Source organism: Peribacillus sp. NPDC097264 (assembly GCF_050277925.1).
Classification (GTDB): Bacteria; Bacillota; Bacilli; order Bacillales; family DSM-1321; genus Peribacillus.
The window spans coordinates 194,924-209,894 of sequence record NZ_JBNNSR010000005.1 but is presented as its reverse complement, the minus strand read 5'-3'; the positions used below and the strand labels follow the sequence as shown (position 1 = coordinate 209,894).

The window sequence follows — 14,971 nt, the reverse complement described above, 5'->3', positions numbered from 1 at the left end:
TAGAATATATACTCGTTGTTTAATTCAAAATCACAGATATTCTCTATCTTTAAAGGTAAGAAATTGGTGTGAAGGCACTTGAAAGAAGGAACATAAATGAATAAGACAATTGGAATAGTGGCACATGTGGACGCTGGGAAAACAACATTTTCCGAACAGCTTCTTTTTTATACGAATAGCATTAAACATAGGGGGCGTGTTGATCATCAGGACGCATTCCTCGATAGCCATGATATCGAGCGGCAACGAGGAATTACGGTCTTTGCAGATCAAGCCATGTTTTCTTACCGAGATTCGAACTATAATCTCATCGATACGCCGGGCCATGTTGACTTTTCACCGGAGATGGAGCGGAGTATTCAGGTGATGGATTATGCAATCATCATCGTCAGTGCAGTGGAAGGCATAGAAGGTCATACTGAAACCGTTTGGGGGCTTCTCCAGAAGTATCAAGTGCCCACTTTTTTCTTTATCAATAAAATTGACCGTGTAGGAGCAGATGTGGATGCTGTAATGAAAGATATACAGTTGAATTTAACCCAGGACGTCTGTAATATCACAGACTCTTTCACAGATGGAGTGATGAAAGAGGAGCTTGTGGAATTTGTCGCTGAACGTAATGAACTCTTACTGGATCATTATATGAATCAAGGTTATAACCAGGATTTGTGGTTTAAGACGATGAAAGATTTGTTTCATGATAATAAAGTATTCCCACTTGCATGTGGGTCAGCACTGCATGGTGTCGGAGTAGAGAGTTTTATGAAAAAGGTTGACCAGTTAACGGCCACGGATTATCGCAGCCAAGGACCATTTGCTGGGCGTGTATATAAGATTCGTCATGATGGTAACGGAACGAGAATAACATTTATCAAAGCATTAAGTGGAACGTTAAAAGTACGAGATGAAATTGAATATGGGGAAGCGGAAGATTCCGTCTTCGAAAAAATCACATCCATTCGCCTCTATAATGGTAGTACATTTAAAAACGTAAATCAGGTTGCGGCTGGGGAACTCTTTGCAGTCACCGGTTTATCCCTGGCATCAGTGGGGGATGGTCTAGGAATGATTAAAGAAAGATCCGTTTTTGACATGATACCGACATTAAAGTCAAAAGTTACATTTGAACCTACTGTGAATATTAAAGAAGCATTACAGTATTTTAAAACTATGAATGTTGAAGACCCCTCATTGGATGTGTCATGGGAAGAACGCTCTCAAGAAATACACGTTCATGTCATGGGGACCATACAGCTAGAAGTATTGGTGCAGTTGGTCAAGGACCGTTTTCTATTAAATATCACTTTTGAAAAGCCTGAAATCCTCTATAAAGAAACAATCGGTACAGACGCTATTGGATATGGACATTTTGAGCCTTTAGGACATTATGCGGAAGTTCATCTTCAATTAGAGCCGGGAGAAAGAAATAGCGGGATTACGTTTGATAATAGATGTCATGCTGATGATCTTACTGTGGGAATACAGAACTTAATCCGCCATCATCTCTTTGAACGGGAACATCATGGCATACTTACAGGCTCTCCCCTTACGGATATACATGTAACACTACTTACTGGACGTGCCCACAATAAACATACATCAGGTGGGGACTTTAGAGAGGCTACATACCGGGCATTAAGGCAGGGATTGGAAAAGGCGGAAAATATCTTGCTTGAACCTGTATACCTATTTAAGATCAGAGTAGGCCTGGACCAGATGGGCCGTGTGCTTTCTGATATTCAACAGGCACATGGGAGTTTCAATTCTCCAAAAATGGAAGGTGACAAAGCGATTTTAACGGGTCTCGTACCAGTTGCCACATTTATGGACTATAGTAGCCAACTGGCTTCTTTCACCCAAGGGAAAGGGACCATAAACTTGACCTTCGCTGGATATGACTTGTGTCATAATCCCAAAGAGGTCATCGAACGGACCGATTATAATAAAAATGCTGATCCCGATTACACCTCATCTTCCATTTTCTGTTCCAAAGGACAAGGGTATACAGTAACGTGGGAAGAGGCCGAGGGAAATATGCATGGACTTCAATAAGAAAAATCATATGGAATTATGAGTTAAAATAAAAAGAAACCAGATGTCGCAGCTAAAGTGCTTCATCTGGTTTCTCTTCAATGGCAATGGCTGGAGTGCTTTTTGTAAGTGTATCAAGAATCTTTTCTACTTTATCACTATAAGAAAAGTCCCCGTAACAATATGGATAACGGAAATTTTCCTCATTGCCCCCACAATCGTAGAGTTCAGGGTTCTTTTCAACTTGCAGGGCAGAGAACTGTTTTGCTAGCTCCTCAGTATGTTTGCCGCCGGAATTTGCAACGTAATCAATATATCCAATCCCCATATTATAAGATTGGATGATGGTTGAGAAGTCAACGGCTTTTTCGTTCCCATATTTCATGATTCTCTGGAAATGTTTCACGCCATATTCGATGCTTTCATTAGGGTCGGTTATTGTATTGGGAGCGAGACCGGCAGATTCGGATGCCTGCATGGGATCTCCTCCTTTTCCTCGACTTTCTTGTTGCATCACGGCAATCAACGTTAGCGTTTGATCCTCAAGACCATATTTCTTCAATTCAGAATGAATTTGGGTGCTATATTTTTCAACGATTGCAAACGAGTTCATCTTATTCAGGGGTGTTGATAGTTTTACTGAAAAGGGCGTCTGCAACACTTGCTTTATAAACAGAAATAAGAAAAGCATCATCGATAGTATCAGAATGACCTTTGATTTTTTACGTAATCTTCTCATGTTTTCTCCCTATTATCACTTTATCTTCTCCTATTCTACCAAAAAGAATGAGTAATAACTATTTTAGTATTCTTTTAAACATCCACAATATATAGAATGAGTCTAGTCGTAGAAAGTAACGTATCAGAATCTTTTCGCCTCCCATCATTTTTTAAACTGAAGGGTGCGATCGATTTATCTTTACCGGATAAATATAAGTTCATGAAATGAGTAAACCATTGTTTTTTACCGGTGTTTTGGTTGCTTTTTATATAAAGGAAGGCATATGATAAATAAGGAGTCTCAACTAGAAAAGATAATTTAAGATGAAAGAGGATTTTAAATGATTACATTGAAAAGTGAACGAGAAATACATTTGATGCATGAAGCGGGCAAGCTTCTTGCTGAGACGCATAGAGAAATTGCAAAAATGATCAAGCCGGGCGTAACGACTTGGGAAATTGAAGAATTCGTGGAAAAGTTCTTGGCTGATCATGGTGCAACTCCGGAACAAAAAGGCTACCAAGGTTATAAATACGCGACGTGCGCATCTGTTAATGATGTAATCTGTCACGGTTTCCCACAGAAGAAGCCATTGAACGAGGGAGATATCGTAACGATCGACATGGTTGTAAGACTTAACGGAGGATTAGCTGATTCAGCTTGGACATATAGTGTGGGTGAAGTTTCCGAGGAAGCACAGCGCTTGATGGATGTAACGAAAAATGCTCTTTATAAAGGGATCGAGGCTGCGCAAGTAGGCAATCGTCTTGGAGATATCGGGCACGCCATCCAATCGTATGCTGAAGGAGAAAAATTCTCTGTCGTACGTGATTTCACAGGACATGGTATCGGTAAAACGATGCATGAAGATCCAACCGTGTTACATTACGGTAAACCTGGTAAAGGAGCTCGTTTAAAAGAAGGCATGGTCATCACGATCGAACCTATGTTGAATGCCGGAACATGGCATATGAAAGTGGATAAGGATGGCTGGACAGCAAGAACAACAGACGGCAAACTTTCCGCCCAATATGAACATACGATAGTTATTACAAAAGAAGGACCAATCATACTTACAGAACAATAAGAGATAACAAAAGCGATGACCTAATTTTATGGTCATCGCTTTTGTTATATCCTCGGTGTAAATTTATTCCAGTAAATACCTCGTCAGAATACTATGAATGAATTTGACAACTAAAATGGACGGAATACATAGTTTAAGTACTAAGGTAATTAGGCACGAAACCCTTTACTAATTTGTGGGTGCGCAGGATAATAAGAAGAAGCTGAACTATTTTGTGACAAACAATATATAAGGGGGGGTTGACAGTGAAGAAAGGGGAAAAACTATCTACAACGGTTGAGTCTGTTGGATTAAGCCAGAGAGAATTCTTAACGATTTTTTTACTGCATTCTTTGACGGATAAAGCTAACTATCCACGTGCCATTCATCAAGACCTGAAAAATATGTTTACAGGGAAAGTCCATAGTTATGACTACTTATGTAAAATTTCTAATAATCTCGTCGAATCCGGCCATTTATCATTATATACGAGTAAAGGAAGAAATTATTATCAAATAACAGAAAAAGGGAAAGACCTTTATACATGGTACCAAGAAAATTTCCTGGAACGTTTTTCTGAAGTGAAAAAGGTCATTGACAGGTTTATGTTCGATTTAAAAGGTTCTGGTACGAATCCTCCGGTTGTGAATGAACTACCAGAAGAATACCGCTCTTATTTCTCGAAAATCATTTCTGTGAAGGATCTAGTCCGTTACGTTACTTTGAAGGCCGCTTTCACTAAAAGACCGATTTATATGGGGGAAATTGCCGACTTGTTAAAAAATCAATTCGGCTGGATTGCCTCCAATGGATACTTATATGATTTATCACACGAAATGGAGGAGAATGGGTTACTTGTTGGTAGATGGGAAAGTGAAAAACGAACGAAGCGTTATTTACGGATTACAGATGAAGGACAGCATCACTATAAACAAATTGCCGATTCTGCGGCTTACCAAGTGCAGGAAATCCAAAAGTACCTGGCAAGCGTAGTGACCTTTCTCGAAGAAAAATCCTAACATCTTTCAATCTCCATTTACTTCGTTAAGAACAACTAATGCCTAGTGACTGAAAAGATCAATCATCTCATGTATATGCTTAAGACGAATCGTTCAGGGGTAAAGTTTAATAAAACTGTTCTTAATTAAGGGGGAATCACAATGAAAGAAAAGCGCGATGAAATGAGTAGTATATATACATTGATTAAGAGCCAGGTCGATAAACTTCCTATTTCAGAATCTAAAAAGAATAAAATGCTGGACCAACTCTTAAAAGTAAAAACGATGACGGTTGATGCTAGGGAGCCACGGATTGCTCTTGTCGGAAGGCGTGGTTCAGGAAAGTCCTCTCTTATTAATTCGATGTTCGGAGAAAAACGGCAATATGTCAGTTCTGTTAAGTCTGGAACGGGTAAAGGCAAATGGCTGTGGTACCCTAGTGAAAACAATCCAAAAATCCGTTTGCTTGACTCTCGCGGTTTGGGAGAAAGTGAGGCGCCTACAGAGGCGTTTGAAGAAGAAACACCAATGGATGAGTTAATTAGTGCGGTTACTGGGGAACAGCCGGATGTGTTTCTTTTCTTGATTAAAGCGAAAGAAACCGATTCACGGATTGAAGAAGATTTAAAAGAGCTAAATAAGCTACGGAAAATCGTGAAAAATAAACATCACTATGATGTACCAGTAATCTGTGTGGTTACCCAAGTCGATGAATTGGATCCACCTCATTATAAACAAGTGCCATTTGATGCCCACCCTAAGAAAAAACAGCATATAGATGAAGCAGTTTCGTTGATGGAAAAGCGATTTAAAGAAAGCGACATCCCACTTTTGAATATCATTCCGATTTGTTCTTATATTGATTTTGATGAAAATGGCAATATCGATTACGACATGAGATGGAACATCGATGAGTTATCTACCTACTTGATCGAGGCCTTACCCAGTGAAGCGAAATTAATGACGGCTAAGGCCATGCAAAGTCACTTCGTCAAGAAGAAATTCGCACGGACAATCGTCAGCACATTTACCGCTATTGCCAGTTTAATCGGCGCTGAACCCATCCCATTTGCTGATTTTCCAATATTGACCGGTATTCAAGGACTGATGATTGTAGTGATTGGATTTATCGCGGATAAAGAAATTAACACAAAAACAGCAAGTGAATTCATCGCTGCTCTAGGTATTAATGTCGGATTAGGCCTCCTTGTTAGAGAAGGCGTGCGTGCCGCAGTCCGTTTGATACCCGGCGCAGGTCTAGCTGTTTCGGGTGCTGTAGCAGGAGCCGTAACATATGGCATTGGTCAGGCTGCAATCGCTTATTTCATTGAAGACAAAAGCATGGAGCAAGCGAAAGAAGCATATAAGCATGCTAATAATGTATATGAAAAAGAAGAAACAGAAGAAATTATCCCTTAATCAATTCGATTAAGGGAATTCTCGAATCATATATATGACTAAAGTGATAAGATATAGGTGAGTTATAGTGATGAATGATACTCGCGAATACTTGTAAGAGTATTTGGTTACATATCTAGAAGGGATGATCGACATGTTTTATCAAACAGACGCGCAAAAAAAATATATAGACGAATTAGAGCGAGCGATACAGTCCTTCCCGGATCGTTCCGAATCACTTGATGAGTCTAAAGGTTTTCCTTTTGACAACATTCAGGAATTAAAAGCATTCGGTTATCCAACATTAACGTTGGCTAAAGAGTTTGGAGGGCAGGGCGGTTCCTTATATGATTTTCTCTTAGCCCAGGAGAAAATTGCAGAATATTGTGGACCAACCGCTTTAGGAATTGGTTGGCATGTTGGGACGGTTTTATCTTTAACGGAGAAAAGGCCGTGGAAAAAAGAGGTCATGGACGAATTTTTCGAAGAAATATCTAGAGGAGCCCTTGTCAATACGGCTGCATCAGAAGCCGGAACAGGTAGTCCCACACGTGGAGGACGTCCTGAAACGACGGCACGTAAGAAAGGCGATAAGTGGATACTTAGTGGTCGTAAAACGTTTACGACGCTTTCCCCAGTCCTTGATATTTTTCTTGTTACCGCCTGGGTAACGGAAGAAGAACAGATGGGTACTTTTTTGGTCCATCGAGACGTTCCAGGAGTATCGATAGAAGAAACATGGGATATGATTTCCATGCAGGGAACAGGTAGTCATGATCTTGTCCTAGATGACGTTATCATTCCAGAAAAGTACTATGTCATGCAAAAAAATCCCGGTAAAAGAATACCGGATGCTTGGCTACTGCATATACCAGCTTGTTATCTGGGAATTGCGACCGCAGCAAGAAATTATGCAGTCGAATTTGCAAAGACGTATTCCCCAAATAGTCTACCCGGACCCATCCGCGACCTTCCGAATGTGCAAAGAACAATTGGGGAAATTGAATTGGCATTAATGGAAGCGCGACATTTTCTCTTTTCCGTTGCGGAAAAATGGGAAATGCAACCCGAAAATCATGACGAATTATCAAAAGAATTAGGAGCGGTTAAATTATCGGTCGTCAACAAATCCATAACCATTGTCGACAAGGCGATGAGAGTCGTTGGAGCGAAGAGTCTGCAACGGTCTAATCCGCTGCAACGATATTACCGCGATGTACGTGCAGGACTTCATAATCCACCCATGGATGATGTTACGATTACCACACTTGCGAAATCAGCCCTTTATTAAGAAAAAAGCTATTTAGACACTGAAATGGACCATTCGTTTCAGTGTTTTTTACGTTTAGTTATAGGGAAGCTTTAAATTTCTTTAAGACAAAACTTGTGAGGGATTCTCAGAAGAAGAACCTCATTCTTAGCTTTCATGGGTACAAATTAATTGAGATATTTATCACTTCGTTTTAAGTAAATATTCAATCTAGCTTTTATAGTACGTGAAGGTCTATAGGCGTGTTTGAAGGGAATTATCGAATAATTCAGCCTTCTTGACTGTATACGGATTGACGGTATTTCAACAATCCAGTATCATCAAGTTGAATTACCATTTATAGTATGTGTGCATTGATAAACAACTAGTAATAAACTGTTTGATTTTCGATAGCGAAGGGGGAAAATGATATGAAGTCACTTACAGAAGGACAAATCATTTGGGAACCGACACAAAAGCGGATTGAGCAAACGGGATTGACACACTATGCAAACTGGTTGAAAGAAAAGAAAGGCTTGGAATTTCAAGATTATCAACAACTATGGAAATGGTCAGTCGATGAACTCGAGGAATTTTGGGCATCTGTGTGGGAATTTTGCGAAGTGATTGCAACTAGACCATATGATAGGGTTTTAGCGGATCAGACGATGCCAGGTGCTAAGTGGTTTGAAGGCTCGCGGTTAAATTATGCGGAGAATGCCCTATCGAAAGAACAAGAAGGCAAGACGGCCATTTTCTTTCGTTCCGAGCATATAGTCAATCAAGAAATCAGCTGGAAAGCGCTAAAAGAAAAAGTTGCCTCTGTTTCTCACTCATTAAGAAAACTAGGGGTGAAATCGGGTGATCGAGTTGTTGCATACATGCCAAATATCCCTGAAACCGTCATTGCGTTCTTGGCTACGGCCAGTATAGGTGCCATTTGGTCAAGCTGCTCACCTGACTTTGGGGCAAAAAGCGTCATTGATCGCTTCAAACAGATAGAACCCGTTGTTTTATTTGCTGTTGATGGATATCACTATAATGGAAAGTCGTTCGATAAAACATCCGTAGTTGCCCAGTTACAAAAAGAATTGATTACAGTTAAACATACCGTACTAGTTCCTTACATAGATAAAAAGAATCTAGAACAAAAAATAGAAAATATCATTCCATGGAAAACACTTTTAATAGAATCATCAGAGTTGTCCTTTGAAAGCGTTGCATTCGACCACCCACTTTGGATTCTTTATTCTTCAGGTACCACGGGCATGCCGAAACCGATTGTTCAAGGACATGGAGGAATCATTCTAGAGCATTTAAAAGCCACGCGCCTGCATCAAGATATGACATCTGAAGATATGGTTTTCTGGTTCACAACGACTGGCTGGATGATGTGGAACCTGTTGATGGCCGGACTACTCAATGGGGCGACCATTGTCCTCTATGATGGCAGTCCTTCCTATCCTGACATGGATACACTTTGGAAATTGGCAGAAGATGCAGGTGTGACTTCATTTGGTACTAGTGCTCCTTTTCTTACCAGCTCGATGAAACTAGGCATTAAACCAATCGAAACATATGATCTATCAAAATTAAAATCTCTTTTTTCTACGGGGGCCCCCTTATCAAGTGATGCTTATAAGTGGGTGTATGAACATGTTAAAAAGGATATTTGGCTTAGTTCATCCAGTGGAGGGACTGATGTATGCTCCGGCTTTGTGGGGGGTGTATCCATACTTCCTGTTAGGATTGGAGAAATACAGGGTCGCTCGTTAGGTGTCCATATTGAAGCATTTGATGAACAAGGGAACTCACTAGTAAACGATGTCGGTGAACTAGTGATCACTAAACCGATGCCTTCCATGCCGCTATATTTTTGGAATGATCATGATGGTGCAAGATACTTCGATAGTTACTTCGATACGTATCCAGGCATCTGGAAGCATGGCGACTGGATTAAGATTGATGATAGAGGCAGCTGCATCATTTATGGACGTTCAGATTCTACCATCAACCGTTCAGGTGTACGCATGGGGACCAGCGATATTTACCGTGTCGTGGAAGCGATGGATGAAGTGATGGAGAGCCTGGTTATTGATAGGGAGGTACTTGGTCGAGGATCATCCTTGCTGCTATTCGTTGTCCTTAAGCGAGAGAACACTCTCGATTCGAATCTGATGACAAAAATCAAAAATGAAATTAGGGAACATGTTTCCCCACGCTTTATTCCAGATGAGATTTATCTCGTCAATCAAATACCAAAAACGTTGAATGGTAAGAAGATGGAAGTGCCAATACGTAAACTACTATTAGGATTCGAATTCGATAAAGTAGTAAATCCCGATTCCATGAGCAATCCTGAATCACTGTCGTTTTTCAAACAGTTGGCAATCGAGTTAAACGAGGAGAGAATCTTTTAAGAAAGATGGGCGGGGTTCAAAAACTCCGTCTTTTATTCGTTTTCTTAATGCTATTTTAATCTATCATTTTGTTAAGCTCATACTGTTGACTGGTGAGGCTTTGCAGACGTAAGGGGTTTAAGTAATATGTTGGGCTCAAATTAGAAGAAAAAATCAAGGATAGTGGCTTTATGGCCATTAAAGACGTACCCATTCAAAGTAACGTACAAGTTTATTTAAACGATATTGGTATTGGAAGGTTCAGACTAGATTAAGAGAAAGGACATCTACTTTGAAGCTATGCATACATAGGGAGAGGAGTTAAGTGGATTTTGTAGAGTACATTGATGATTAATTGAATTCGTACCTGATAACTCGGAGGTTCATAATCTGATGAAAAATTATTTATAGTTCTATACTTCATTAATGGAGAATTGGAGCAACTTTTCATATGAATTAACGTCTATCTAATAAAGGTGGGGATTCTATATGAAGAAATGGTTAGCATTATCATTCTTTGTGCTTAATCTAATGGGGTGTTCAAACAGTAATGAAATGGATGGGGAAAAGCCCCCAAAGGTTCAGATTGAACTGGCTAATGAAGCATATGAAACGAAACTAGGTACTTACTGTTGGAGCGATAACAAAGTAAATACTTGTGTAGATATGGCAGGACCAGTGGAACTATTAGCGGATAAAAAGCCTATTGAGGCACTACCAGGTGAGAAGGTTACCATAAAGATGGATTATGAACCTAAACCAAATGAAATGTATATAACACAGTTTAATGCGAATGAGAAAAATAAAGAAACAGACATTCATTTAAGGGATGATCAGTTTACTGTTCCTAAAGAAAAAGGCATATACTATTATTCATATAGTGTGTGGTGGATGGATGGAGAGGATGCTACTGTGTCCAAAGGTGATGCTTTGTATGCATTTGTACTAAAAGTTAATTAGGAAGGGGATGTTGGTTGATGATACCTATATTCTAATAGTGAAAAACCCAAACCAATAAATACCTATTAGTGGTTTGGGTTTTTATTTTGGTAAGTATCGAAACTAGAAGAGTGAATACATTTCTAAAAAGCAACAGGAAGTGAATCAAGACTTTGGGATGAGAGTGAAAACTGCCACTCAACTTTCTCCTTAGGAATACTTAACCTTAAGTTGGGCATTCGTTTTAAAAGAGTAGTGAAGGCAATATCTCCTTCTATACGAGCAAGCGGAGACCCTAGACATACGTGTAGGCCATGTCCAAAGGCGAGGTGACGATCTATCTTACGTTTAATATCTAAATCTTCTGAGTCAGTAAAGACGTTCTCATCACGATTGGCGGCTTTCACCATCACAAGTAGTAAATCTCCTTTTTTGATTTGCTGCCCACCCAATCGTGTATCTTCTTTAGCAAAACGTGGTCCTACAATCGTTGATGGACCATTGAATCGCAATAGTTCTTCAACAGCTGAAGGAACTAAAGTTAAATCAGCCTTAAGCATTTCTAACTGTTCTGGATGTTCAAATAACATCATAGTGCCAGTTGCAATTAAGTTCGACGTTGTCTCATGACCTGCAAAAATAAGTAAAGTGATCATCGAAATCAATTCTGACTTATCAAGACGCTCACCTTGTTCTTCAATGGCAATCAACTGGCTAATTAAGTCATCGGAAGGATTCTTCTTTTTTTCTTCAACTAACATTTCAGTATATTCCCCGAACTCTTGTAAGTGCTTCCCAACTGTCGGGTCTTGTTTACCCAAACCTAGGCCATTAGCGATTGCGGTGGACCAAACTTTAAGCTTTTCACGATCTTCATGGGGCACACCTAACATTTCTGAAATTACGTTTATCGGTAAGGGGTAAGCATAGTCTTTAACAATGTCCATCTCACCTTGAGACTGAACTTGATCCAGTAATTCATCGGCGATTTCTTGAACGCGAGAACGTAACCCTTCCATGTATCGAGGTGTAAAGGCTTTTGAAACTAACATACGTAATCTTCTATGATCTACACCATCAGCAAAGAGCATGGATTTCCCAGTGAAAAAGGTATCGGGCGACGATGAATCTACATCATTAGCCATTTTATCCCTAAAGCTTTTGTCATTCTCAATCGTTTTTGGGTCTACAGTATATATAGCGTGCTGTTTCAAAACTTGAATCGCTTCATCCATATGTACAACTAGCCATGCTTTACTATCTGTTTGGCCAAAAGGGTTTGGAATAGAAATGACAGATCCCGCTTTACGTATTTGCGCGAATATAGAAAATGGATTCTCTTTATTTTCTCCACTTAATAGATTTAGAACTTGCTCTGGCATCATTTGATCTGACTTATTCATGTTCTATCATCCTTCCTAATAAATATTGGTTATTAGTTCATACTCGTGTAAGTTACCGTAAAGCAAAACTACTTCATCAAAGAATCCAAAATTATTAATTAATTTTGCAGTTTAGTAATAAGTACATGTACTATGATTACTTATTTCACTAACCTCCTTAATTAGAACTTCATCTTACTCAAAACACATTACTTTAATTTGAGTAAGATATTATTAAAGGTTACAATTGATTTTTTTCTTAGTCAATGCGAGTAAAGTACTTTACTGATAGTAGGTATAATGGAGGAATGTTTAGAAATATAGTTTTAAATCTGTATAACTTTGCTTATAAAAGAAATCTATATCTAACTATTTAATCGACTAAAGAATGTATTCAATTAATTAGTTAGGAGTGGCAATTGTCCATTTATACTCAGCGAACTTATTAGTGAACGTATTAACGGAATTGCTATCATTCGTAAAAAAATCAGACTGGAGGGAAAACGGAAAGGAAACATAATTATCATTTTCAGTTTAATTTATGGAAAGCGGCTACAGTTATATTTAACAATTGGGAAGGTTGTGATGTTGAAAAGAATTTATAGATATTATTAGTGTTAAAGTGGAAATCACTAATAAATTCGAATGAATTTATTATTCTGAAATACTTTTATTGAAGTGTTAACCCGTGATTTTTATCATTTTAGTTATATTTATATATATTGATATAGTAATGGGCGTTTTAAGAATATCTTGTTCATTCGTTATACTTTTGATTGATCGAAGCCAGTGAAGTAAACGGATTTTACTAATATATATAATACGAGATAGAAGGGGAAGGGCGGGTAATATTGATAGTGGGTTTAAAAACAATTCAAGTCAATACACATCCAAAATTGAGAGATATTACTCGTATGGTAAACCAAAGTTTACATAACAATAAAAAAGTATTTTGGATGTTGTTTCATTTAGAATTAAAGACTCTTGGCGGTTTGCTGTTATAACGTATGGTATGGGGATAATATACAGGCTTGATACAAAATGTGATACAAACGCTTGTTATTATCTGGTAAGTAATTTAAAGCGAGACAATATTAATAATATAAGCAGGAGCTCATATGAATATATTTCTGTTATGGAAATAAAATAACACTGGAGTTTCCAGATTACATTTACTGTGAGTGCATTAAAATGAATGAAAATTGTAAGTGATCCTGATCAAGAATAATCAATAATAGTTTTATAAATTATTTACATTAAATCTTAAATCATTTAAATAGATGAAAACTTGTATGTGTTATAAAAATCATAGTTATGTTAGAGCTTTAAATAAAAACATAAATTTTGATTCAGTCTCACTTAGTTAAGTATTCTTATGATATGAGACACAGATTGATATTATTTTATAACTTCCTATAATATATATTATGTAAACTAGAATTATTTTGCTTTGAGACTGGCTTTCTATCCTAACCTTCCTATAATAAGTTTTCTTCTTCCAGTTCCTTATAATGACTTCTCCTTCTTATTGTCCGATAATTTCTCCTTTTGGCAGGTTAATTGTCTTACGAATAATGTTGTATCGGCGGTTATTCCATGAAGTTAAAAGCTGTTATTGATGATTACGATTTGGTGCAGTTTCTATCTTTTTTACGCATATCAATGCTTCAACGGATGTTGCATCGATTACTAAGACCGCTGTCCGTCGTTTGACGTAGCATCATATAAACAAAAGTCCCGTTCCATGCATCGTAAGATATACTGTTTAAAATCGTTCTCCAAATATTGCATACAGGAAAATTACTTAATGAGTGACTTTAGGATTCTATAAAATCACCTAAAACGGTTAAAAAACTTCCGGTTTATATGATTCTTACGATCCTCCACAATTATTTCAGATGCTGAGCGAGGAACCTTTGTCTTATCCACCCAAATCAAGTCCTGTTCAAACTCCTTGCCCCTCCATCCACTTGTTCTTCCCCTACTTCAAGCTTCTAAGGTAATCTTGCAAGAAACATTCATTCCAACTTTCTGAACCAGTATTTTTAAATAAAGTGGAGATATTATTGAACCACCGTGGGTTACATAAAATTGCTTTACGAAAATCAGGTTTTCCTCCATCCCGCTTTTCGTACAACATTTGCGTCATACATTCGCAACGCTTACTAATGCTGTAAGGAAATAAAGAGTTACTGGCGTTACAAGCTATAAAAGTATCCCCATGTTGCAACAGACCCTGCATCATTCTCACACAAAAAGGGACCAACTTTCTTGGTCCCTTAACTTATCACTGAATATGGTAAATTTCACTTCGAACCACCATGGAGTTCTTTTAAATGTTGTAAATGTTCTAGTCCCCATGTGTGCATCGAAAGTAAGACAGTTTTTAGATTCATGCCATATTCCGTCATCGAATACTCAACACGTGGCGGTACTTCGGCATACACTTTACGATGTACAATGTCATGACGTTCTAATTCACGCAGTTGATTCGTTAACACTTTTTTTGAAATATTCGGGATCGCCCTTTGGAATTCACTAAAACGTAACTTTTCGTTATTTATTAAATGGAAAAGGATAATTGGTTGCCATTTCCCAACAATTATATCCAGGGCGATTTCAATATTGGCACAATTATCGCTGTTATGTGTGTTTTCTATTGTTTCCATTTTAATCACTCCTCTTTAAATCCCTCCAAAACCAATAGTCACTTTAAAGTAACTATGTATATTTGAAGTGCCTCCTTTTACTTCATTACCTTAGAATTTATAATAACTCTTAGAGTAAA

General features: G+C 38.2%; 10 protein-coding genes. 7 read left to right on the top strand and 3 right to left on the bottom strand.

Going from position 1 to position 14,971, the window contains the following annotated elements:
* Positions 1 to 96: 96 nt before the first annotated feature.
* Positions 97 to 2,052, top strand: coding sequence for a GTP-binding protein (locus tag ACQKL0_RS09795; protein WP_427687251.1), 1,956 nt, complete (start codon positions 97 to 99; stop codon positions 2,050 to 2,052).
* Positions 2,053 to 2,104: 52 nt separating this feature from the next.
* Here ACQKL0_RS09795 and ACQKL0_RS09790 read toward each other — a convergent pair whose 3' ends face one another.
* Positions 2,105 to 2,770 carry a lysozyme family protein gene (locus tag ACQKL0_RS09790; RefSeq protein ID WP_427687249.1) on the bottom strand — a complete coding sequence of 222 codons (666 nt, stop codon included), beginning with the start codon at positions 2,768 to 2,770 and terminating at the stop codon, positions 2,105 to 2,107.
* 322 nt (positions 2,771 to 3,092) lie between these two features.
* Between ACQKL0_RS09790 and map the strand changes: the two genes are divergently transcribed.
* The 6 genes from map (at position 3,093) to ACQKL0_RS09760 (ending at position 10,822) form a co-directional block, all read left to right on the top strand.
* Positions 3,093 to 3,839, top strand: a complete 747-nt coding sequence (map, locus tag ACQKL0_RS09785) for a type I methionyl aminopeptidase (protein ID WP_402872909.1) — start codon at positions 3,093 to 3,095, stop codon at positions 3,837 to 3,839.
* A gap of 245 nt (positions 3,840 to 4,084) precedes the next feature.
* Positions 4,085 to 4,837 carry a helix-turn-helix transcriptional regulator gene (locus ACQKL0_RS09780; protein WP_402872911.1) on the top strand — a complete coding sequence of 251 codons (753 nt, stop codon included), beginning with the start codon at positions 4,085 to 4,087 and terminating at the stop codon, positions 4,835 to 4,837.
* Positions 4,838 to 4,978: 141 nt separating this feature from the next.
* The gene (locus tag ACQKL0_RS09775) at positions 4,979 to 6,235 is read left to right on the top strand and encodes a GTPase family protein (protein ID WP_427687247.1); all 1,257 of its coding nucleotides are present in this window, start codon (positions 4,979 to 4,981) and stop codon (positions 6,233 to 6,235) included.
* A gap of 124 nt (positions 6,236 to 6,359) precedes the next feature.
* Positions 6,360 to 7,505 (top strand): acyl-CoA dehydrogenase family protein, encoded by a 1,146-nt coding sequence (locus tag ACQKL0_RS09770; protein ID WP_427687245.1) that lies wholly within the window; start codon positions 6,360 to 6,362, stop codon positions 7,503 to 7,505.
* A 389-nt stretch (positions 7,506 to 7,894) separates the two neighbouring features.
* Complete coding sequence (locus tag ACQKL0_RS09765) at positions 7,895 to 9,883, top strand: acetoacetate--CoA ligase (protein ID WP_427687243.1); 1,989 nt, start codon at positions 7,895 to 7,897, stop codon at positions 9,881 to 9,883.
* 468 nt (positions 9,884 to 10,351) lie between these two features.
* Positions 10,352 to 10,822, top strand: a complete 471-nt coding sequence (locus ACQKL0_RS09760) for a hypothetical protein (RefSeq protein WP_427687241.1) — start codon at positions 10,352 to 10,354, stop codon at positions 10,820 to 10,822.
* 122 nt (positions 10,823 to 10,944) lie between these two features.
* Here ACQKL0_RS09760 and ACQKL0_RS09755 read toward each other — a convergent pair whose 3' ends face one another.
* Both ACQKL0_RS09755 and ACQKL0_RS09750 read right to left on the bottom strand, forming a co-directional pair.
* Positions 10,945 to 12,204 (bottom strand): cytochrome P450 family protein, encoded by a 1,260-nt coding sequence (locus ACQKL0_RS09755; RefSeq protein WP_427687239.1) that lies wholly within the window; start codon positions 12,202 to 12,204, stop codon positions 10,945 to 10,947.
* A gap of 2,285 nt (positions 12,205 to 14,489) precedes the next feature.
* Positions 14,490 to 14,852 carry a winged helix-turn-helix transcriptional regulator gene (locus ACQKL0_RS09750; RefSeq protein ID WP_427687237.1) on the bottom strand — a complete coding sequence of 121 codons (363 nt, stop codon included), beginning with the start codon at positions 14,850 to 14,852 and terminating at the stop codon, positions 14,490 to 14,492.
* Positions 14,853 to 14,971: the final 119 nt, after the last annotated feature.